Raw genomic sequence first — 20204 nt, forward strand, 5'->3', positions numbered from 1 at the left:
ACGGAGCGATCAACGCCCAAGACTCATCCGTCAGTTCATGTCGCCGCACCACGAACGGAGTAACGAGCGATCGACTTTCCGGACACGGCCTAGGGCCGTGCGTCAGCGGCGGACGGCCTTGTCGCAGCGGCCGAGCCAGTCGCGGTACTTCGCGGAGCCGTCCTTCGGGCCTTCGAGCAGTGTGTCGACGACCTTGTTGACGTTGTCGTACAGGGCGCGGCCGGTCGCGGCGTTCATCTCGCCGTCCCCGGCGAGACCGTGCTTGTGCTGGTAGCGCCCGACCGCGGCCCGGGTCTTGGCGTTGTAGTCGCCGTCGACGGTGACCCGCGGTTCCTGGAACCAGTTCACCGCCTGCTGCACGCAGCGGGTCTCGGGTTCGGAGACGGTGGCGTGGGTCGGGTGCGCGGCGGCGCGGTCGTCGGAGTCGGAATCGGAATCGGAGCCCGTGCCGGTGCAGGCGGTCAGTCCGGCGGCGAGGACGGCGGTGGCGAGAGCCGCCGCGGCACGCGTGGTCCACTTGTTCATGGTTCCCCCTGGAGCAGGTGGTCGATCTGGTCGATCTGGTCGATCTTGGTCTGTGCAGGGGGACGCCCGGCCGCGCCGGTCAGTTGCGGTCGGGGTGGAAGTTCGACAGGAGGCATGAACCGGTGACCGATGAGGCAGCTCCCGGGACCGTACGCGTACGGCTGGATCTCTCGTACGACGGGACGGACTTCTCCGGATGGGCCAAGCAGGCCGGCGGGCGGCGCACCGTGCAGGGGGAGATCGAGGACGCGCTGCGCACGGTCACGCGCTCGCAGCGGACGTACGAGCTGACGGTGGCCGGGCGGACCGACGCAGGGGTGCACGCGCGCGGTCAGGTGGCCCATGTGGACCTGCCCGACGAGGTGTGGGCCGAGCACCGGGAGAAGCTGCTCAAGCGGCTCGCGGGGCGGCTGTCCAAGGACGTACGGGTCTGGTCGGTGGCCGAGGCGCCGAGCGGGTTCAACGCGCGCTTCTCGGCGATCTGGCGGCGCTACGCGTACCGCGTGACCGATCTGCCCGGCGGTGTCGATCCGCTGTTGCGGGGTCATGTCCTGTGGCACGACTGGCCATTGGACGTCGACGCGATGAACGCGGCGGCCGAGCGGCTGCTGGGGGAGCACGACTTCGCGGCGTACTGCAAGAAGCGTGAGGGCGCCACGACGATCCGGACGCTGCAGGAGCTCAGTCTCGTGCGCGGGGACGACGGGATCGTCACGGCGACCGTGCGGGCCGACGCCTTCTGCCACAACATGGTGCGCTCGCTGATCGGCGCCCTGCTGTTCGTCGGCGACGGGCACCGGCCGAGCGACTGGCCCGGCAAGGTGCTCGCCGCCGGGGTGCGCGACTCGGCCGTGCACGTGGTGCGCCCGCACGGCCTGACGCTGGAGGAAGTCGGTTACCCGGCCGACGAGTTGCTCGCCGCCCGCAACAAGGAGGCGCGCAACAAGCGGACGCTGCCGGGCTCCGGCTGCTGCTGACGCGCGGTCAGGTGGCGGGCGGTCAGGGGCGGGCGGTCAGCCCGCCGTGGCCGCCGCCGAGGCCTGCGTCTGGCCGCGCCGCTGGATCTGCTGGTAGGTGAACGCGCGCAGGTTGTCGCCGAGCGTGAACAGCGTCGTGTCCTTCTTCGTGGCGTCCTTGCCGTTGGTCAGGCCGCCGTTGGTGACGTACATGTACCGGCCGTGCGAGTTGGACGTCTGGCGGCAGATCGTGGTGCGGCAGAAGGTGGGCACGCCGGAGCCGGACAGCGAGATCACGGCGCCGCGCAGCTTGTACTCCGAGGCCGCCTTGGTGGCCTTCGCCTTCGTGTCGAACACGGCCACGCCGATGGTCACCGCGGTGTCGCCCTTGGTGTAGGTGGCGCGGATCATCTGCGTGCAGTCGTTGTTCTTCAGTACGCCGGCCAGGGCGCCCTGCGCGGCCGAGGCGCAGTTCTTGGTGTGGGTCGAGGGGCCCTTCGTGTAGACGTTGCCGCCCATCGTCAGGGTCTTGCCCGGGTAGAGGGTGTCCTCGTTCAGCGGCGCCCGGTCCTTGTCGGCGCTGTTGATGAAGTCCTCGGGGTCCAGCGGGGGCGGCGGGGTCGTCGCCTCGAAGGACGGGCCGGGCGTCTTGCCCTCGCTGGGGATGTCGGCGGTGCTCGGCAGCTGCTCGGCCGGCTTGTTCCCCGCCTCGCTGTCCTTGTTCGCCGAGACGATGCCCCAGGCGACGAGGGAGCCGACCGCGAGGGTCGCCGCGACGGCGCCGCCGATCATCAGCCAGCGGCGTTTGCGTGCGCGGGCCTCGGATGCCTCGGCGAGGGCTGCCCAGTCCGGGGTGGATCCGTTGTCTTCGGGGCCCCACGGGGCTCCCCCTTGCCCGAAACTCATGCGGCGCATCTTACGGGGAGCGATGACCGCGCCCCCAGGGAGATTGACATACCGTTAGCTCCATGAATCAGGCTAAATCTCCCTTTTCGTCCTGGTTGTTGCTGCCTGCTTCTCGGCTCGGGTGGGCCGTCCTCGGGGTCGTGCTGGTCGCTGTCGCGCTGCACTCCTCCCTGCGGAGCGTCGCCGGCGGCATGGACAACGGGATCGTCGTGCAGGCCGCGCGGGTGTGGCGGGACGGAGGGTCGCCGTACGCGGATCCGCACTTCCTGTACTTCCCGAGCGCCGTGCTCGCCGCCGTGCCGCAGGCGCTCGTCCCGGTCGGGGTGCTGCGGGCCTGTGTGCCCGCGCTGGTGACCTGCGGGCTCGTCGCCGGGTGGGCGGCGGCGCTGCGGCTGCACGGGGTGCCGTGGCGGAGCCGGTTCGCCGTGGGCGGGCTGCTCGCGCTCGCGCTCGGGTTCGCGCCCTTCGCCCACCTCGTCACCCTCGGGAACTGGACCGTGACCGCCGCCGTGGCGCTGCCCTGCGCCCTGCTGCTCGCCGCGCGGGAGCGCTGGCTCGCGGCCGGGCTCGTGCTCGGGGCGGCCCTGGCGCTGAAGCCGCTGCTCGCCCCGGTCGCGCTCCTCTTCGTCCTGGCGCGCCGCTGGAAGGGGCTCGCGGCGATGGTCCTGGTCCCCGTCGTGGCCTCGCTGGGTGCCGCCCTGGCCATGCCGGACCCGGCGGGCTTCGTCACCCGCACCCTGCCCTTCCTGCTGCGCGGCGGCGACGGCTTCGTACGGCTCTACGAGGCCTCGCCCGGGGCCGTGCTCGCGCGGCTCGGGCTGCCGGCGCCCCTGGCGGGCGGGGTCGCGCTCGTGGGGGCCGCCGCCGGGGTGTGGTGCGCGGCGCGGCGCTGGGGGAGGGGAGACCGGACGCCGGCCCGGATCTCCGAGACCGCGACGCTGCTGATGCTGTCCGCCTTCCTGGTCTCGCGGCCCTCGTACGACCACTACCTCCTGGTCGCCGTGCCGCTCCTGGTCGCCGGGGCGACGGCGGCGGGCGCCGCGGCGGGCCGCCCCTGGTTCTGGGCGGTGCTGCTGCCGCAGGTGCCGGGGCTCGCCTGGCCCTGGCTGGACACCGCTACGCGCCGGGCGTTCCTGGACTGCGCGACCCTGTGCGGGCTGGTGCTGGCCGTCGGGCTGCACTGCGCGCGCCGCGCCCCGGCTACCCTGGAGGCTTCCGGCAAGGCGGCACCGCCCGCGGTCCCCGGTGCCCGGGACGACCTCGTTTTGACCCGTCCGGGGCGGCGCGGGTATTCTGCCTAGTCGTTATGTGTATCGGCGTGCTCATTCTCATGTGAGAGGCCGTACACGGGTTCCCTGGAGCAGTTACCAGTGGGCGGCATACGGGCGCTGAAACCCGGCACTGTCGTCCCCAGCTGCACGATCGCTTCAGTGATGCCATGTTTCAGCACCCATCCACTGAAGAAGAAGGCTGCGAAGTGCGTACGTACAGCCCTAAGCCCGGCGATGTGTCCCGCCAGTGGCTCGTCATTGACGCGCAGGACGTTGTCCTGGGCCGTCTGGCCACCACTGCTGCGACCCTCCTGCGCGGCAAGCACAAGCCGACCTATGCCCCGCACATGGACATGGGCGACTTTGTTGTGATCATCAACGCCGACAAGGTTCACCTGTCGGGCAACAAGAAGACCCAGAAGATGGCGTACCGCCACTCCGGCTACCCGGGTGGTCTGCGTTCCGTGCGCTACGACGAGCTCCTCGAGAAGAACCCCGAGAAGGCCGTCGAGAAGGCCATCAAGGGCATGCTCCCGAAGAACACGCTCGGCCGTCAGATGCTCTCGAAGCTGAAGGTCTACTCGGGCGACCAGCACCCCCACGCTGCCCAGCAGCCGGTGCCGTTCGAGATCACCCAGGTCGCGCAGTAGTTCCGGCCACACCCCCTAAGACAGAAAAGAATCTGAGGAGAATCGTGGCCGAGACCACTGCCGAGACGCCGGTCGAAGAGACCGAGATCGTCGACGTCGAGAGCTACACCACCGAGTCGGACGCGCCCGTCGAGGGCGAGTACACCTCGGAGTCCAACCCGGCCCGCTTCGGTGACCCGCAGCCGGCCGCCGGCCTGGGCCGTCGCAAGAACGCCATCGCGCGCGTTCGCATCGTGCCCGGCACCGGCAAGTGGAAGGTCAACGGGCGCACGCTCGAGGACTACTTCCCGAACAAGGTCCACCAGCAGGAAGTCAACGAGCCCTTCAAGGTGCTCGAGCTCGACGGCCGCTACGACGTCATCGCCCGCATCGCGGGTGGCGGTGTCTCCGGTCAGGCCGGCGCCCTGCGCCTCGGCGTGGCCCGTGCGCTGAACGAGGCCGACGTGGAGAACAACCGCGGCGCCCTCAAGAAGGCCGGCTACCTCCGCCGCGACGACCGTGCGGTCGAGCGCAAGAAGGCCGGTCTCAAGAAGGCCCGCAAGGCCCCGCAGTACAGCAAGCGCTAAATCTCGCGCTGCCTGCTTGTTTTTCCCGTTCGCCCCGGCGGCACCTTCCGTGCCGCCGGGGCGTTCGGCTTATGGACGACGAAGTTGTGGAGGACACCAAGTGGGACGACTCTTCGGCACGGACGGCGTGCGCGGTGTCGCCAACGCGGATCTGACGGCCGAGCTGGCGCTCGGCCTCTCGGTCGCCGCCGCGCACGTGCTCGGCGAGGCGGGCTCGTTCGAGGGGCACCGTCCCGTCGCGGTCGTCGGCCGTGATCCGCGGGCCTCGGGCGAGTTCCTGGAGGCCGCGGTCGTCGCCGGTCTGGCCAGCGCGGGCGTCGACGTCCTGCGCGTCGGTGTGCTGCCCACCCCCGCGGTGGCGTACCTCACCGGTGCGCTGGGAGCCGACCTCGGCGTGATGCTCTCCGCGAGCCACAACGCGATGCCGGACAACGGGATCAAGTTCCTCGCCCGCGGCGGCCACAAGCTGGACGACGCCCTCGAGGACCGCATCGAGTCCGTCTACGAGGAGCACCGCACCGGCGCGCCCTGGGACCGGCCCACCGGTGCCGGCGTCGGCCGCGTGAAGTCCTACGACGAGGGCCTCGACCAGTACGTCGCCCACCTCGTCGGCGTCCTGCCGAACCGGCTGGAGGGCCTGAAGATCGTCCTCGACGAGGCGCACGGTGCCGCCGCGCGGGTCTCCCCGGAGGCGTTCACCCGGGCCGGCGCCGAGATCGTCACGATCGGCGCCGAGCCGGACGGGCTGAACATCAACGACGGCTGCGGCTCCACGCACCTGGACCTGCTGAAGGCCGCCGTCGTCGAGCACGGCGCGCACTTCGGCATCGCCCACGACGGGGACGCGGACCGCTGCCTCGCCGTGGACCACACCGGTTCCGAGGTCGACGGCGACCAGATCATGGCCGTCCTCGCGATCGCCCTGCGCGAGCGCGGTGTGCTGCGCCAGGACACGCTGGTCGCGACCGTCATGTCCAACCTCGGGCTGAAGCTGGCCATGGAGCGCGAGGGCATCACGCTCGTGCAGACCGCCGTCGGCGACCGGTACGTGCTGGAGAACATGAAGGAGCACGGGTTCGCGCTGGGCGGCGAGCAGTCCGGGCACGTCATCGCGCTCGACCACGCGACGACGGGTGACGGGACGCTGACCGGGCTGCTGCTGGCCGCGCGGGTCGCGCAGACCGGTCGTAGCCTCCAGGAGCTCGCGTCCGTCATGGAGCGGCTGCCGCAGGTGCTCATCAATGTGCCGGACGTGGACAAGTCCAGGGTTGGGACGTCTGCTGCGCTGGCTTCGGCGGTTTCTGATGCGGAGGGGGAGTTGGGCAGCACCGGGCGGGTGCTGCTTCGGCCCTCCGGGACGGAGCCGTTGGTTCGGGTCATGGTCGAGGCCGCCGATATCGAGCAGGCTCGGTCGGTTGCCGGGCGGTTGGCTGACGCCGTGAAGTCGGCGCTCGGCTAGGCGTCTGCCTGGTTCTGTTCTCGGCCGGGTGCGGCTTTCGTCGTGGCTGGTCGCGCAGTTCCCCGCGCCCCTGAGACGCGCACTTCGTGCGCCGTCTCAGGGGCGCTTTTTCCTCGCCCAGAACCACTTCTGGAGGAGCAGGGTTGTGGTGCCGGCCAGGATGATGCCCAGGAGGTTCAGGAGGAGTTGTTCCGTGGAGCCCCAGGTCTGGTCGACGTCGCGGTAGCCGAGGGCCACCGCCGCGTTCGCCGCCGCCGGGACCGTCGTCACGGAGATCGCCACGCCGACCATCGCGCCCGACTTCGTCGAGGTGAGGGAGAGGACTCCGGCCGCGCCCGCGAGGACCGCCACCACGAACGAGAACCAGTCGGGGGCGTAGATGAAGCCCGTGTTGGGGCGCTTCGCCTCCAACTGGGCCTCGCTGAAGAGGTTCACGGCGTCCATGAAGTGGGCGAAGCCGACCGTCACCGCCATCGCCACGGCGAAGCCCACGAGCAGCGCGGTCAGCGAGCGCAGGGCGAGGCGCGGGGCGCGCTGGACCAGGGCCGTGCAGATGCCGGCGAGCGGGCCGAACTCCGGGCCGACCGCCATCGCGCCCACGATCAGGATCGCGTTGTCGAGGACGACACCGCACGCCGCGATCATCGTGGCGATGGTGAGGAACGCCAGATAGGTCCAGCTGAGCGTGGACTCCTCGTGGGTGGCGTCCGTGAGATGGGCCCAGAGCACCGCGTCGGCACCCTCGCCCGGCGCGTCGTCCTCGGCCCGGTCGGCGCGCTCCGACAGGGACAGGTCGATGTTCTCGACGGCGATCGAGCCGTCCGTCTCGATGCCCAGGCCGCTCAGCCCGAGGAGGAGCTCGTCGCAGGCCTCGCGGGCGACGTCGCACATGACGACGTCGCCCGACGGGTCGCGGGCGGCGCCCGGGAGCACCACGAGGTGCGTGGTGCCGACGGTCTCCTCGATGAGACGCACCGCGTCGTCCGTCGTCCGGGCGGGCGTGATCAGGCGCAGATGCAGCATGCGCGTACGGTAGCCGCCGCTCAGAGTTTGCGGAGCCGCAGGCGCTGCACCTTGTGGTCGGACCCCTTGCGGATGACCAGACCGGCCCGGCCGCGGGTGGGGGCCACGTTCTCCAGCAGGTTGGGCTTGTTGACGGTGCGCCAGGTCGTGCGCGCGTAGTCGAGCGCCTCCTCCTCCGACACCTGCGTGTACTTGCGGAAGTACGAGGACGGGTCCTGGAAGGCCGTCGCGCGCAGCTTCAGGAAGCGGTTGAGGTACCAGCGCTCGATGTCCTCGGCCTTCGCGTCGACGTACACGCTGAAGTCGAAGTAGTCGGCGAGGCCGACGCGGGTGCGGCCGTCCTTGCCGGGAAGGGCGGGCTGGAGCACGTTGATGCCCTCGACGATGAGGATGTCGGGGCGGCGCACGGTCAGCTTCTGGCCGGGCACGATGTCGTAGATCAGGTGGGAGTAGACGGGGGCGGTGACCTCGTCCTTGCCCGCCTTGATGTCGGCGACGAAGCGGGTCAGGGCGCGGCGGTCGTAGGACTCCGGGAAGCCCTTCCTGGCCATCAGGCCGCGCGCCTCCAGCTCCTTGGTGGGCAGCAGGAAGCCGTCGGTGGTGACGCGCTCGACGCGCGGGTGCTCGGGCCAGCGGGAGAGGAGTGCCTGGAGCAGGCGGGCCACGGTGGACTTGCCGACGGCGACCGAGCCGGCGACCCCTATGACGAACGGGGTGCCGGTCTGGGTGCCCTTCTCGCCCAGGAAGGTGTTGAGCGCGCCGCGCAGGCCGTCGGTGGCGCCCACGTAGAGGTTCAGCAGCCGGGAGAGCGGCAGGTAGATGTCACGGACCTCGTCGAGGTCGATCACGTCGCCGAGACCGCGCAACCGTTCCAGTTCCTCGGCGGTCAGAGGCAGCGGCGTCTTGTCGCGCAGGGCGCTCCATTCACTGCGGGTGAGGTCGACGTAGGGAGTCGCCTCCGGCCGTTGCCGGTGGGCGCTCCGGGAAGTCGCGGATCGTGGAGCCAGAGGCTCGGAGACCGGAGAGATCACAGTTCATTGTTACGGCTGTGTGGCGTGATCGGAGGGTGGGGTCCGTCACGCTCGGTCGCTCCCCGGACATGTCACAGGTTCTCAACAGGTATGGACCTGTTGCGCAACTGACGGGTACGTTTCCGACACCTGTACGGGCCATCTACGCCGTACAGGGAGGGAGGGGAGCCCGATGAGTGTGTTTCGCATGCCCGGATTCGGACGAAGAAAGAGATCCGGCCGTGCCCGTCGCGGCTGGAGGACGGGGGAGGTGGGGAAGACGGCCAGTACGGCTTGGGCCGGTCAGGTGCTCAGTGACCTGGCGCAGGAGCTGCCCGACGAGGACATCGGCGAGGACCTGGACGACTGTCTGGACCTCTATCGCAGGGGGACCAAGCCGCGCTGGGAGGAGGACGAGTACCTGAGCCTCGTGGAGGACGCGCGCGACCGGCTGGAGGGCGGGTACTGAACCGGAGCGCGGGTCAGCCCTAGGCTGCGATCCATGTGCGGAATCGTGGGATACGTAGGGTCGCAGTCGGCGCTGGACGTGGTCCTGGCCGGGCTGAAGAGACTGGAGTACCGGGGGTACGACTCCGCCGGTGTGGCCGTGCTCGCCGACGGGTCGCTCGCCGCGGCCAAGAAGGCGGGCAAGCTGGCCAATCTGGAGAAGGAACTGGTGGACCGGCCGCTGCCGGCCGGTGCCACCGGGATCGGACACACCCGCTGGGCCACCCACGGCGGCCCGACCGACACCAACGCGCACCCGCACCTCGACAACGCGGGCCGGGTCGCCGTCGTCCACAACGGGATCATCGAGAACTTCGCCGCGCTGCGCGAGGAGCTCGCCGGGCGCGGCCACGCGCTGGCCTCCGAGACCGACACCGAGGTCGTGTCCCACCTGCTCGCCGAGGAGTACTCGGCGAGCGGTGACCTCGCCGAGGCGATGCGACTCGTGTGCCGGCGCCTGGAAGGCGCGTTCACGCTGGTCGCGGCGCACGCCGACGAGCCCGACGTGGTCGTCGGCGCGCGCCGGAACTCGCCGCTCGTGGTCGGGGTCGGGGAGGGCGAGGCCTTCCTCGCCTCGGACGTCTCCGCGTTCATCGCGCACACCCGCTCCGCGATCGAGCTCGGCCAGGACCAGGTCGTCGAGCTGCGCCGGGACGGGGTGACCGTGACCGACTTCGACGGGCGGCCCGCCGACGTGCGGCACTACCACGTCGACTGGGACGCCTCGGCCGCCGAGAAGGGCGGCTACGACTACTTCATGCTCAAGGAGATCGCCGAGCAGCCGAAGGCCGTCGCGGACACGCTGCTCGGGCGGATCGGCGCCGAGGGGCAGCTCACCCTGGACGAGCTGCGGATCCCGCCGCAGGTGCTGCGGATGGTCGACAAGGTCGTCATCGTGGCGTGCGGGACCGCCTTCCACGCGGGGCTCATCGCCAAGTACGCCATCGAGCACTGGACCCGGATCCCGTGCGAGGTCGAGCTGGCCAGCGAGTTCCGCTACCGGGACCCGATCCTCGACGCCCGCTCGCTCGTCATCGCGATCTCCCAGTCCGGCGAGACGATGGACACGCTGATGGCGCTGCGGCACGCGCGCGAGCAGGGCGCGACGGTGCTGGCCATCTGCAACACCAACGGGTCGACGATCCCGCGCGAGTCCGACGCGGTCCTGTACACGCACGCCGGCCCGGAGGTCGCCGTGGCGTCCACGAAGGCCTTCCTCACCCAGCTCGTCGCCTGCTATCTCGTGGCGCTGTACCTGGGGCAGGTGCGGGGCACCAAGTGGGCCGACGAGATCCTCGCCGTCGTACGGGACCTCGCGCGGATCGGCGAGGAGGTCGAACGGGTCCTGGAGACGATGGAGCCCGTACGGGAGCTGGCGCGCTCGCTCGCCGCGCACGACACCGTGCTGTTCCTGGGCCGGCACGTCGGCTACCCGGTGGCGCTGGAGGGCGCACTCAAGCTCAAGGAGCTGGCGTACATGCACGCGGAGGGCTTCGCGGCGGGCGAGCTCAAGCACGGGCCGATCGCACTGATCGAGCCAGGCCTCCCGGTGGTCGTGGTCGTCCCGTCGCCGCGCGGGCGCTCCGTCCTCCACGACAAGATCGTCTCCAACATCCAGGAGATCCGGGCCCGCGGCGCCCGCACCATCGTGATCGCCGAGGAGGGCGACGAGGCCGTCGTCCCGTACGCCGACCATCTCGTCCGCGTCCCGGCGACGCCGACCCTGCTGCAGCCGCTGGTCGCGACTGTGCCGCTCCAGGTGTTCGCCTGCGAGCTGGCGACGGCCCGGGGCAACGAGGTCGACCAGCCGCGCAACCTGGCGAAGTCGGTGACCGTGGAATGACGGACCGGGCGAGGCGCGGACCAGGGTTCCGTCGGCCGTAGGGTGCTCGGCATGAGCATCATCGGGGTCGGAATCGACGTGGCCGAGATCGAGCGGTTCGCGGCGTCGCTGGAGCGGACGCCGGGGCTGGCCGGGCGGTTGTTCCTGCCGGACGAGTTGCTGCTGCCCAGCGGGGAGCGGCGCGGGGTGGCCTCCTTGGCCGCGCGGTTCGCGGCCAAGGAGGCGATCGCCAAGGCGCTCGGGGCGCCGGCCGGGCTGCACTGGACCGATGCGGAGGTCTGGGTCGAGTCCAGTGGGCAGCCGCGGATGCGGGTGACCGGGACGGTGGCGGCGCGGGCCGCGGAGCTCGGGGTGCGGTCCTTTCATGTGTCGCTGAGCCATGACGCGGGGGTGGCGTCGGCGGTGGTGGTGGCGGAGGGGTGACGTTCGCTCTGCGGGTGCGGGCGGGTGGGGGCGGGTCCGAGTGGTCGTCTGCCTCCAACGGTCCGTCCGTCGTCCGCGGGCCCGGTGGGGGCTGGTCGCGCAGTTCCCCGCGCCCCTGGAAGGCAGCGGCTTCGCCGCGCCTTCCCCAGATGAAAGGCACCCCGCACCTTGATCGGGGAAATGCGACCCGAAGGGTCTGCATTTCAGGGGCGCGGGGAACTGCGCGATCAGCCCCCACCGGGGCGGCTGTCGCGCGACGGCCGCACGTGGCAACCCCCTACTGGCGGACGTCTTGCCAGGCCGTGGGGATCGCCATCGCCACGTCCTGGGCGGAGACAGGCGCGCCCTGGGCCGCGTGGCGGGCCGCCAGGCCGTGGAGGTGGGCGGCGACCGAGGCCGCGTCCAGGGCGGTGAGCCCCGCCGCCAGGAGGGAACCGGCCAGGCCGGAGAGGACGTCGCCGCTGCCGGCCGTGGCCAGCCACGCCGTGCCGGTGGGGTTCACCCGGACCGGCGTTCCGGCGTCGGGCGTCGCGACGAGGGTCGTCGAGCCCTTCAGGAGCACCGTCGCGTCATAGGCGTCGGCCAACCGCCGTACGGAGGCGAGGCGTCGGGCCTCCACCTCCGGGCGGTCCAGGCCGAGCAGCGCCGCCGCCTCGCCCGCGTGCGGGGTGAGGACCGTGGGCGCCGTGCGGGAGCGCACCGCGGCGCGGTCCGCGAGGCGCAGTCCGTCCGCGTCGATGAGCACCGGGACGTCCGAGGCCAGGACGTCCGCCAGGCCCGAGGCGTCGTCGCCGAGGCCGGGGCCGATCACCCAGGACTGGACGCGGCCCGCCTTCGCCGGGGGCCCGGCGGAGACCAGGGTCTCGGGGAAGCGGGCCAGGACCGCGTCGGCGGCCGGGCCGACGTACCGGACCGCGCCCGCGCCGCCGTGCAGCGCGCCCGCCACCGCGAGCACGGCCGCGCCGGGATAGCGGGCCGAACCGGCGACGACGCCGACGACACCGCGCCGGTACTTGTCGCTCTCGCCGGTCGGTTCCGGGAGCAGCGCGGCCACGTCGGCGTACTGCAGGGACTCCGCGACGGCGCCGCCCGGCGGCAGGTCGAGGCCGATGTCGACGAGGCGGAGGGCGCCCGCGTACGCACGGGCCGGGTCGATGAGAAGGCCGGGCTTGTAGGTGCCGAAGGTGACCGTCGCGTCGGCCCGTACCGCGTCCCCGTGCACCTCGCCCGTGTCCGCGTCCACACCGCTGGGCAGGTCGACGGCCACGACGAGGCCGCGTACGTGGGTCATCAGCTCGGCCGCGCGGGGGCGCAGGCCGCCGTGGCCGCCGATGCCCACGATGCCGTCGAGCACGAGGTCCGCGCGGGCCAGGGCCGAGGGGGCGGTGTCGTGCTCGGCGTCCAGCACGGTGCCGCCCGCCGCGCGCAGGGCGGCGAGACCGCCGGGGTGGGCGCGGTCCGGGCTGAGCAGCAGCGCGGTGACGCCCGCGCCGCGCCGGGCCAGGCGGGCGCCGGCGTACAGCGCGTCGCCGCCGTTGTCGCCCGAGCCGGCCAGGACGGTGACGCGGGCGCCGTACACCTTCCCCAGCAGCTCGGCGCAGGCCGCGGCGAGACCCGCGGCGGCCCGCTGCATCAGCGCGCCCTCGGGTAGCCGCGCCATCAGCGCGCGTTCGGCGGACCTGACCGTCTCCACATCGTCAGCACGTCGCATGTCGTCGAGTGTCTCCCAGGAGGTGGGAGCGCAGCAGTGCGGCGGTGCGGGCCGGGTGGGTGGACCAGCCGTTGTGCGCGCCGGGATACGGCGCCGGGGTGAGGCCCAGACGCTCGGCGATCAGGGTCGCGGGGCGGCTCGGCAGGTGCGGGCGGGTCCGCTCGCCGACGGCCAGGGTCAGGCGCCCGGCGAGCCGGGACAGCGCGGCGAGATCCGGTTCGTAGGCGGCGAAGGAACGGAACTCGTGGCGGATCGCCGACGGCGCGTTCGCCGCCAGGCGCCGCATCATCGCGGCCGTACGTGGCGAGGGCGCGGCCTCGGAGTCCGGCGCGGGCAGCATGACCGGCCCGACGCCGCGCAGGAACCGTTCGCCCGCGGCGGCCAGGCCCTCGGCTTCGAGCGTCTCGTACACCTCCTGGAAGAGCGCCAGGTGCTCCGCCGCGTCGGGCAGCACGCTCCACGACGGCGGCTCGTGCGCCACCGCCGCGCGGACCCGCTCGGGGAACCGGGCCAGCAGGTCCAGGGTGACGATCGCGCCGCTGGAGGCCCCGGCCACGTACCCGGGCACGTCCGGCGACACCGCGTCGAGCAGGCGCAGCGCGTCCTCGGCGTGCTCGGACACGCGCTGCTCGGCGTCCGGGGCGTCGCGCGTGCTGCGGGAGTAGCCGCGCGGATCGTGCGTGATCACGGTGAACGTGTCCGCGAGGGCGTCCGCCACCGGGTCCAGGACGGCCGCGTCGCCGCCCGCGCCGGGGAGCAGGAGGAGAGCGGGGCCCGCGCCCCGGGTCTCGTAGTGGAGGGTGGCGCCGGGCACGGGGAGGCGGTGCGGGGTGATCGGGCGGTCTGGGCTGGTCAACTTTCCTGTCCTTCCGGCCAGTTGGAGAGCATGACGTGCAGGGCCTCCAGGCCCATGGCCCATGTGTCCTCGACGTCTCTGGAGTGGCGGAAGCCGCCCGCGAGTTCGAGGGTGACGAAGCCGTGGAGCGTGCTGCGCAGCACGCGGCCCGCGTCCGTCAGGGCCGGCTCGGTCAGTCCGTAGCCCTGCAACAGCGCGTAGGTGCAGGTCAGATTGCGGCGCAGCGCCGGGTGCTCGTCGAAGACCGATGGGTCGAGCTCCAGCTGTGTCGCCGCGTACCGGCCCGGGTGGGCGAGGGCGAAACCCCGGTACGCGTGCGCGAAGGCGAGCAGCGCCGCACGGCCCGATCGGCCCGCCAGGGCGTCCGCGATCCGCTCGGAGAGGTCGAGCCCGGACCGGATCGCGACCCGGGTGCTCAGGTCGGAGAGGCCGCGGACATGGGCGTACAGGCTCGCGTCCTTCACGCCGAAGCCGCGGGCCAGCGCCGCGATGGTGATGTGCTCGAAGCCGACGGTGTCCGCGAGGTCGGCGGCGGCCGCCACCACCCGCTCCGTCGTCAGACCTGCCCGCGCCATCATCATCTCCGCGCCCCGTTCCTCCGCGAGTGCTCACCTGAACCTAGGTACCCTAGGTTCATACCTAGGGTACCTAGATTGTGAAGGGAACGGTAGGGAGAAAAGGGGGTTCGACCCGTCCGGGCGCCCCGTGATCGCATGGGCCGGTGACTTCCGAGATACCGACCTCAGACGACACGCAGCGCATCCCGCACGCCCGCCGGGCCGAGGAGAAGCCGGAGCCGGAGCCGAAGGCGGTGCCGCGCCGCCGAGGGCGACGCGTGCTGAAAGTCCTCGCGGGGGCGCTGGTCGTCCTCGCGTTCCTGGCCGTCGCCGACCGCTGGGCCGTGCTCTACGCCCAGGACCTCGCGGCGGAACAGGTCCGCAAGTCCCTGAAGCTCAAGGCCGCGCCCGAGGTGCGGATCGACGGCTTCCCGTTCCTCACCCAGGTCGCGGCCGGTGACCTCGACCGGGTGCGGGTCACGATCCCCGACCTCGGCGCCGGGCCCGTGTCGATCGCTCAGGTCCAGGCCACCGTCGACGACATCCGGGTCGCGGGCTGGCCCACGGGGATCGACGGCGTGGACCTCGGGAAGGTCCGCGGCGACATCCTGCTCGACTTCGACGACCTGACCCGGGAGGTCGGCGCCTCCCAGGTCCGCCTGGCCCCGGGCCGCGCGCGCGGTTCGGTCCTCGCCCGGGGCCGGATCCCGGTCGCCGGTACGGAGGTCGACGTACGGGCCGACGCGCAGGTCCGCCGGGAGGGCCGCCAGGGGGTCGCCCTCACCGTGGCGAACACGCGGCTCGTCGTCCCGGACGTCCTCACGTACACGCCGGGCAAGGGCGGGGGACTGCAACTGGCCGCGCCCGCGACGGGCCGGATGGACCGGGCCGAGTTCGAGGAGACCACGGGGGAACGGCTCGTGCCCGGGCGGCTGTTGAAGGGCCGGGCGGTGGACGCGCTGGTCGACCATCCGGCCCTGCTGAAGCCGGCCGGTATCGATCCGTCGCTGCTCCGGGGGCTGCAGAAGGCGCGGGAGCCGAAGGTGGCGGAGGCGATGGAGTTCTCGGCGACGTTGCCCTCCGGGTTGCCGGGGGATCTTGGGCTCCGGAGGTTGTCGGTGACCTCGGGTGGGATCCGGGCGGAGCTCGCGGGGGCGGGCGTGAGCGTCCCCGCGCCGTAACTCCGACCGTTCGTCGCCGGGTGCGCCCCGGTGGGGGCTGGTCGCGCAGTTCCCCGCGCCCCTGGAAGGCATGCGGCTTCGCCGCGCCTTCCCCCGACAAAAGGCGCCCCGCACCTTGATCGGGGAAATGCGACCCGAAGGGTCTGCATTTCAGGGGCGCGGGGAACTGCGCGAGAAGCCCCACCGGGCCGCACTCGCACGACAAGCGCACCAGGCACACGAAAGGGCGCCCCCGAACCTCAGCCCCGGGTCACCGTCACGGTCACCCGAGAGCCCGGCGCCGCCGTCACCACCAGGCGCCCCGGGCCCAGGGCCCGGACCCGCGCCCGGCCCTCGACGCCGACCCGCCACCCACGCGACGGAAGGGAGATCTCCGTCGCGTGGGAGCCGCGCCGCGCCGCGTCGTAGGTGAGGCGATAGACACCCGTAGCCGCGTCGAACGCCGAGGAACGAACGGTCCCGGCGACCGCCTCCGCGTAGGGCTCCGCCGTCGCCTCCTTGTTCGTACGGAACGCCCCCTTCTCGTCGACGGCGCAGTAGCCACCCCCGTAACACCAGACGTAGCCCGCCCAGCCCGAGCTGTAGCGGCCCAGGGAGGCCATCGCGTCGCGGTAGAAGGGGCCCATGTTCGGGAGGGAGTTGTTCAGCGGGCCCCATTCGCCGACGACGACCGGGACCTTGTACGTGCGCGGGTACTCCGTGACCGCGGCCTCGTACGTCTCGACCCACCCTGCCGACGGGTCGTAGTCCGCGCCCGCCTCCATGGCCGTGTTGTAGAAGTGCGGGGCGTAGACGACCTTGCGGTCGTCGATGCGGCCGAGGTCCGTCGGGACGCCCTCGCCGACGATCGGGGTCGGCTCGACGAACAGCCACGCGTCCCGGTCCTCGGTGCGGATCGCGTCCGTGACCCGGTTGTACATCGGGGTGAGCTGCTCGCGCTCGATGCGCCGGGCCGCCGTCGGCAGGTCCTCGCCCTCCCGCAGTTCACCCATCGGCTCGTTGATCACGTCGTAGCCGAGCACCGCCGGGTGGTGCGCGAAGCGGTCCGCGACGACCTTCCACATGCGGGCCTGCGCCTGCCGCAGGTCCTCGTCCTCGTACAGGTGCGTGAAGGCCCGCTGCACGGCCGGCTCGAAGTACTCGGCGAACCAGTCCTCGGGATGCCGCTGGAACGGCAGCCCGTCCGTGCGGGTCGCCCATTCCGGGATGCCGCGGTGCCCGAAGGCGGGCCCGAAGACGTCCTGGTGGGCGTCGAGGACCACATGGATGTCGTAGCGGTCCGCCCAGTCCAGGACCCGCTCGATCTTGTCCAGGTAGGCGCGGCTGTACTGCCCGGGGCGCGGCTCCAGGTCGTCCCAGAAGATCAGCAGCCGGGCGAAGTCGAAGCCCTTGGCCCGCATGTCGCGGAAGTGCCGCTCGGTGATCGCGGACAGGGCGGCGTCCCCGCGGTTCCCCTTGTCCTCGACGTTCCAGCCGCGCAGCGTCAGCGTCCGGCCGTGCTCGTCGGTCAGTACGGGGGCGGACGAGGAGGAGGGCGGGGACGGGTGCGCGGTGTCGGCCTGGGCGGCCGAGACCGGGAGCAGGACGGCCGCCAGAGCGGCCGCAAGGGTCACACGCAGCAAGAAAGGCTCCCTCAGGGATGGGCGGGCCGGGCGGTCATCCGAGGTTCTACCGGTCGGTAGCGCAGTTGGGAATGGGTACGGCACGCCGACTTCACGGCCCCGTTGGCCCGGCACTCGAGGGCCTCTCGAGGAGCTCTGAGAGACTGGCGCACGATGAACGAGAACGTGACTGCCCCGCTCCGCGCCCGCGCCGAGATCGATCTGGCCGCCCTCCAGGCCAATGTCAGGTCGCTGCGCGCCCACGCGCCCTCGGCCGCGTTCATGGCCGTGGTGAAGGCGGACGCGTATGGGCACGGCATGATCCCGGTGGCCCGCGCGGCGAAGGCGGCGGGCGCCGAGTGGCTCGGCACCGCCACGCCCGAGGAGGCGCTCGAACTGCGCGCGGCGGGCCTGACCGGCCGCATCATGTGCTGGCTGTGGGTGCCGGGCGGGCCGTGGCGCGCGGCCGTCGAGGCCGACCTCGACCTGTCCGTCAGCGGCATGTGGGCGCTGCGCGAAGTGACCGCCGCGGCGCGGGAGTCGGGCCGCACCGCCCGCATCCAGCTCAAGGCCGACACGGGCCTCGGGCGCAACGGCTGCCTGCCCGCGGACTGGCCCGAGCTGGTCCGCGAGGCGCTCGCCGCGCAGGCCGAGGGCCTCGTCACGGTCACCGGCCTGTGGTCGCACTTCGCGTGCGCCGACGAGCCCGGCCACCCGTCCATCGCCGCGCAGCTCACCGCGTTCCGCGAGATGGTGGCCCACGCCGAACGGGAGGGCGTCACCCCCGAGGTGCGGCACATCGCGAACTCGCCGGGCACGCTGACCCTGCCCGAGACCCACTTCGACCTCGTCCGCCCCGGCATCGCGATGTACGGGATCTCGCCGAGCCCCGAGCTCGGCACCCCCGCCGACTTCGGCCTGCGCCCGGTGATGTCCCTGAAGGCGTCGCTCGCGCTGGTGAAGCACGCGCCGGGCGGACTCGGCGTCAGCTACGGACACCACTACGTCACTCCCGGCCCGACCACGCTCGCCCTGGTCCCGGTCGGCTACGCGGACGGCATCCCGCGGCACGCCTCCGGCACCGGCCCCGTGCTGATCGGCGGCAAGCGGCGCACGGTCGCGGGCCGCGTCGCCATGGACCAGTTCGTCGTCGACCTCGGCGGGGACGAGCCCGCCGCCGGCGACGAGGCGGTGCTCTTCGGGCCCGGCGACACGGGCGAGCCGACTGCCGAGGACTGGGCGGTCGCGGCGGGCACCATCGCGTACGAGATCGTCACGCGGATCGGATCCCGCGTCCCGCGCGTCTACCTCCAGGAGGGCCGCGGGGCTCGACGAGAAGGAGCGGGCACGTGAGCGAGACCGGCGCATGACCGAGAGCAGCGGCGCGCGGGCCGCGCAGGCCGTGACCGAGGCCGCCGCCACGGGGAACTGGCGGCGGGCCGGCATCGCGGGCGCGGCGATAGGTGTGGTCGCCGCGGGCGCCGCGGCCGGTGTCGCCATCGAGCGGCTCACGGTCGGGCGCGGCATGCGCCAGAAGGCCCGCCTCGCGCTGGACGCGGCCGGACCGTACGGAGCGCTGCGCGGCACCCCCGGCAAGGCCCGCGCCCAGGACGGCACCGAGCTCTACTACGAGGTCGACGAGGCCGAGCCGGGCGGTGACGGTGCGCGCCGGCGCCGCCTGTTCGGGCGCAAGGCCCCGGCCCCGGTCACCGTCGTCTTCAGCCACGGCTACTGCCTCGGCCAGGACTCCTGGCACTTCCAGCGGGCGGCGCTGCGCGGCGTCGTGCGCTGCGCGTACTGGGACCAGCGCAGCCACGGCCGCTCCGGGCGCGGCGTCGAGCAGACGGAGCAGGGCGCGCCGGTCTCCATCGACCTGCTCGGCGCGGACCTCAAGGCCGTCATCGACGCGGCCGCTCCCGAGGGGCCCCTCGTGCTGGTCGGGCACTCCATGGGCGGCATGACGGTGATGGCGCTCGCCGACCGCTACCCGGAACTGATCCGCGACCGGGTCGTCGGCGCCGCGTTCGTCGGTACGTCGGCGGGCCGGCTCGGCGAGGTCAACTACGGGCTGCCGGTCGCGGGGGTCAACGCGGTGCGACGGGTGCTGCCCGGGGTGCTGCGGGCGCTCGGGCAGCGGGCCGAGCTGGTGGAGAAGGGGCGGCGGGCGACCGCCGACCTGTTCGCCGGGATCATCAAGCGGTACTCGTTCGCGAGCCGGGACGTCGACCCGGCGGTCGCACGGTTCGCCGAGCGGATGATCGAGGGCACGCCCATCGACGTGGTCGCCGAGTTCTACCCGGCGTTCCAGGACCACGACAAGACGGCGGCGCTGGAGCGGTTCGCGGACCTGCCCGTGCTCGTCCTGGCCGGGGAGGGCGACCTCGTGACGCCCAGCGAGCACAGCGAGGCGATCGCGGCGCTGCTGCCCGACGCCGAGTTCGTGCTGGTCCCCGACGCGGGGCACCTGGTGATGCTGGAACACCCCGAGCTGGTCACCGACCGCCTCGCCGACCTCCTCGCGCGTGCGGGGGCGGTGCCCGCAGCCGCTACCGTGGGGAAGCATGGAGAACCCGGCGACTGACGCCCTGCCCGTCACCACAGTCACAGCCACCGTCGACTCCCCGGACGCGATGCGCGAGCTCGGCCTCGCGCTGGCCAAGCGGCTGCGCCCCGGCGACCTCGTGATGCTCACCGGGGAGCTCGGCGCCGGCAAGACGACGCTGACCCGGGGGCTCGGCGAGGGGCTCGGCGTGCGCGGCGCGGTCACGTCGCCGACCTTCGTGATCGCCCGCGTTCATCCCTCCCTGGGCGACGGGCCGGCCCTGGTCCACGTCGACGCGTACCGCCTGGGCGGCGGGCTCGACGAGATGGAGGACCTCGACCTCGACGTGTCCCTGCCGGACTCGGTGGTCGTGGTCGAGTGGGGCGACGGCAAGGTCGAGGACCTCGCGGACGACCGCCTTCACGTGATCATCGACCGGGCGACGGGGGACACGACGGACGAGCTCCGCGTCGTCACCCTGAACGGGATCGGCCCCCGCTGGACCCAGTCGGACCTGGCCTCCTTCGCCCTTTAACCCCCCCGGCACGGCGTCGCCCCCTCCGCTACGACACTCGTGTCACCCGGCGACGAAGCCGCGCCCCCGACGGCGTTGCCCC

The 20204-nt window shown here is 72.5% G+C and carries 20 protein-coding genes; 12 read left to right on the top strand and 8 right to left on the bottom strand.

What is annotated here, in order from left to right; translation table 11 throughout:
- Window positions 1-102 precede the first annotated feature (102 nt).
- Complete coding sequence (locus tag ACZ4E1_RS31190) at window positions 103-525, bottom strand: peptidoglycan-binding domain-containing protein (protein ID WP_467545812.1); 423 nt, start codon at window positions 523-525, stop codon at window positions 103-105.
- A gap of 122 nt (window positions 526-647) precedes the next feature.
- On the opposite strand from ACZ4E1_RS31190, the gene truA reads away from it, so the two are divergent.
- On the top strand, window positions 648-1502 hold the full coding sequence (gene truA, locus ACZ4E1_RS31195) for a tRNA pseudouridine(38-40) synthase TruA (RefSeq protein ID WP_399129186.1): 855 nt from the start codon (window positions 648-650) through the stop codon (window positions 1500-1502).
- Window positions 1503-1538: 36 nt separating this feature from the next.
- Here truA and ACZ4E1_RS31200 read toward each other — a convergent pair whose 3' ends face one another.
- Window positions 1539-2387 carry a hypothetical protein gene (locus ACZ4E1_RS31200; protein WP_467545815.1) on the bottom strand — a complete coding sequence of 283 codons (849 nt, stop codon included), beginning with the start codon at window positions 2385-2387 and terminating at the stop codon, window positions 1539-1541.
- A 98-nt stretch (window positions 2388-2485) separates the two neighbouring features.
- On the opposite strand from ACZ4E1_RS31200, the gene ACZ4E1_RS31205 reads away from it, so the two are divergent.
- The 4 genes from ACZ4E1_RS31205 to glmM all read left to right on the top strand — a co-directional run bounded on the left by ACZ4E1_RS31205 (window position 2486) and on the right by glmM (window position 6333).
- Complete coding sequence (locus ACZ4E1_RS31205; RefSeq protein ID WP_467545817.1) at window positions 2486-3688, top strand: glycosyltransferase family 87 protein; 1203 nt, start codon at window positions 2486-2488, stop codon at window positions 3686-3688.
- A gap of 176 nt (window positions 3689-3864) precedes the next feature.
- On the top strand, window positions 3865-4308 hold the full coding sequence (rplM, locus tag ACZ4E1_RS31210) for a 50S ribosomal protein L13 (RefSeq protein WP_188337365.1): 444 nt from the start codon (window positions 3865-3867) through the stop codon (window positions 4306-4308).
- Window positions 4309-4352: 44 nt separating this feature from the next.
- Window positions 4353-4874, top strand: coding sequence for a 30S ribosomal protein S9 (gene rpsI, locus ACZ4E1_RS31215; protein WP_467545819.1), 522 nt, complete (start codon window positions 4353-4355; stop codon window positions 4872-4874).
- A 100-nt stretch (window positions 4875-4974) separates the two neighbouring features.
- Window positions 4975-6333: a phosphoglucosamine mutase gene (gene glmM / locus ACZ4E1_RS31220; protein ID WP_467545821.1), complete on the top strand. Its 1359-nt coding sequence runs from the start codon at window positions 4975-4977 to the stop codon at window positions 6331-6333.
- Between the two features lie 96 nt (window positions 6334-6429).
- Here glmM and ACZ4E1_RS31225 read toward each other — a convergent pair whose 3' ends face one another.
- Both ACZ4E1_RS31225 and coaA read right to left on the bottom strand, forming a co-directional pair.
- Window positions 6430-7356: a DUF389 domain-containing protein gene (locus tag ACZ4E1_RS31225; RefSeq protein ID WP_467545823.1), complete on the bottom strand. Its 927-nt coding sequence runs from the start codon at window positions 7354-7356 to the stop codon at window positions 6430-6432.
- 20 nt (window positions 7357-7376) lie between these two features.
- Window positions 7377-8363 carry a type I pantothenate kinase gene (coaA, locus tag ACZ4E1_RS31230; protein WP_467546056.1) on the bottom strand — a complete coding sequence of 329 codons (987 nt, stop codon included), beginning with the start codon at window positions 8361-8363 and terminating at the stop codon, window positions 7377-7379.
- Between the two features lie 274 nt (window positions 8364-8637).
- Between coaA and ACZ4E1_RS31235 the strand changes: the two genes are divergently transcribed.
- From ACZ4E1_RS31235 to ACZ4E1_RS31245, 3 genes are read left to right on the top strand one after another with little or no spacing between them, the layout of a single operon-like run.
- The gene (locus ACZ4E1_RS31235; protein ID WP_467545825.1) at window positions 8638-8835 is read left to right on the top strand and encodes a hypothetical protein; all 198 of its coding nucleotides are present in this window, start codon (window positions 8638-8640) and stop codon (window positions 8833-8835) included.
- Window positions 8836-8868: 33 nt separating this feature from the next.
- The gene (gene glmS, locus ACZ4E1_RS31240; protein WP_467545827.1) at window positions 8869-10716 is read left to right on the top strand and encodes a glutamine--fructose-6-phosphate transaminase (isomerizing); all 1848 of its coding nucleotides are present in this window, start codon (window positions 8869-8871) and stop codon (window positions 10714-10716) included.
- Between the two features lie 51 nt (window positions 10717-10767).
- Complete coding sequence (locus ACZ4E1_RS31245; protein WP_399129177.1) at window positions 10768-11139, top strand: holo-ACP synthase; 372 nt, start codon at window positions 10768-10770, stop codon at window positions 11137-11139.
- A gap of 277 nt (window positions 11140-11416) precedes the next feature.
- Here the strand turns inward: ACZ4E1_RS31245 and ACZ4E1_RS31250 are convergent, their stop codons facing one another.
- From ACZ4E1_RS31250 to ACZ4E1_RS31260, 3 genes are read right to left on the bottom strand one after another with little or no spacing between them, the layout of a single operon-like run.
- Window positions 11417-12850 (bottom strand): NAD(P)H-hydrate dehydratase, encoded by a 1434-nt coding sequence (locus ACZ4E1_RS31250; protein WP_467545829.1) that lies wholly within the window; start codon window positions 12848-12850, stop codon window positions 11417-11419.
- Window positions 12837-13706: an alpha/beta fold hydrolase gene (locus ACZ4E1_RS31255; RefSeq protein ID WP_467545831.1), complete on the bottom strand. Its 870-nt coding sequence runs from the start codon at window positions 13704-13706 to the stop codon at window positions 12837-12839. Before ACZ4E1_RS31255 ends, ACZ4E1_RS31250 begins: the two co-directional genes overlap by 14 nt.
- Complete coding sequence (locus ACZ4E1_RS31260; RefSeq protein ID WP_467545833.1) at window positions 13703-14281, bottom strand: TetR-like C-terminal domain-containing protein; 579 nt, start codon at window positions 14279-14281, stop codon at window positions 13703-13705. Before ACZ4E1_RS31260 ends, ACZ4E1_RS31255 begins: the two co-directional genes overlap by 4 nt.
- A gap of 146 nt (window positions 14282-14427) precedes the next feature.
- Here ACZ4E1_RS31260 and ACZ4E1_RS31265 point away from each other — a divergent pair, with 146 nt between their 5' ends.
- Window positions 14428-15444, top strand: a complete 1017-nt coding sequence (locus tag ACZ4E1_RS31265) for an LmeA family phospholipid-binding protein (protein ID WP_467545835.1) — start codon at window positions 14428-14430, stop codon at window positions 15442-15444.
- 239 nt (window positions 15445-15683) lie between these two features.
- Here ACZ4E1_RS31265 and ACZ4E1_RS31270 read toward each other — a convergent pair whose 3' ends face one another.
- Window positions 15684-17066, bottom strand: coding sequence for a cellulase family glycosylhydrolase (locus ACZ4E1_RS31270; protein WP_467545837.1), 1383 nt, complete (start codon window positions 17064-17066; stop codon window positions 15684-15686).
- Between the two features lie 153 nt (window positions 17067-17219).
- Here ACZ4E1_RS31270 and alr point away from each other — a divergent pair, with 153 nt between their 5' ends.
- The 3 genes from alr to tsaE are packed head-to-tail and all read left to right on the top strand — an operon-like array spanning window position 17220 to window position 20122.
- Window positions 17220-18398, top strand: a complete 1179-nt coding sequence (gene alr / locus ACZ4E1_RS31275; RefSeq protein WP_467545839.1) for an alanine racemase — start codon at window positions 17220-17222, stop codon at window positions 18396-18398.
- A 13-nt stretch (window positions 18399-18411) separates the two neighbouring features.
- A complete protein-coding gene (locus tag ACZ4E1_RS31280) occupies window positions 18412-19626 on the top strand; it encodes an alpha/beta fold hydrolase (protein WP_467545841.1) in 1215 nt (404 codons plus the stop codon).
- Window positions 19607-20122: a tRNA (adenosine(37)-N6)-threonylcarbamoyltransferase complex ATPase subunit type 1 TsaE gene (gene tsaE / locus ACZ4E1_RS31285; protein WP_467545843.1), complete on the top strand. Its 516-nt coding sequence runs from the start codon at window positions 19607-19609 to the stop codon at window positions 20120-20122. Before ACZ4E1_RS31280 ends, tsaE begins: the two co-directional genes overlap by 20 nt.
- Window positions 20123-20204: the final 82 nt, after the last annotated feature.

The sequence above is a fragment of the Streptomyces sp. NPDC025806 genome (assembly GCF_055558275.1).

Excerpts from the sequence above, each read along its gene's own strand:
- ACZ4E1_RS31200 (WP_467545815.1), bottom strand. The coding sequence starts at position 2,387 with ATGAGTTTCGGGCAAGGGGGAGCCCCGTGGGGCCCCGAAGACAACGGA.
- ACZ4E1_RS31225 (WP_467545823.1), bottom strand. The coding sequence starts at position 7,356 with ATGCTGCATCTGCGCCTGATCACGCCCGCCCGGACGACGGACGACGCG.
- ACZ4E1_RS31245 (WP_399129177.1), top strand. The coding sequence starts at position 10,768 with ATGAGCATCATCGGGGTCGGAATCGACGTGGCCGAGATCGAGCGGTTC.
- tsaE (WP_467545843.1), top strand. The coding sequence starts at position 19,607 with ATGGAGAACCCGGCGACTGACGCCCTGCCCGTCACCACAGTCACAGCC.
- ACZ4E1_RS31190 (WP_467545812.1), bottom strand. The coding sequence starts at position 525 with ATGAACAAGTGGACCACGCGTGCCGCGGCGGCTCTCGCCACCGCCGTC.
- ACZ4E1_RS31280 (WP_467545841.1), top strand. The coding sequence starts at position 18,412 with ATGACCGAGAGCAGCGGCGCGCGGGCCGCGCAGGCCGTGACCGAGGCC.
- ACZ4E1_RS31250 (WP_467545829.1), bottom strand. The coding sequence starts at position 12,850 with ATGCGACGTGCTGACGATGTGGAGACGGTCAGGTCCGCCGAACGCGCG.
- alr (WP_467545839.1), top strand. The coding sequence starts at position 17,220 with ATGAACGAGAACGTGACTGCCCCGCTCCGCGCCCGCGCCGAGATCGAT.
- glmS (WP_467545827.1), top strand. The coding sequence starts at position 8,869 with ATGTGCGGAATCGTGGGATACGTAGGGTCGCAGTCGGCGCTGGACGTG.
- ACZ4E1_RS31260 (WP_467545833.1), bottom strand. The coding sequence starts at position 14,281 with ATGGCGCGGGCAGGTCTGACGACGGAGCGGGTGGTGGCGGCCGCCGCC.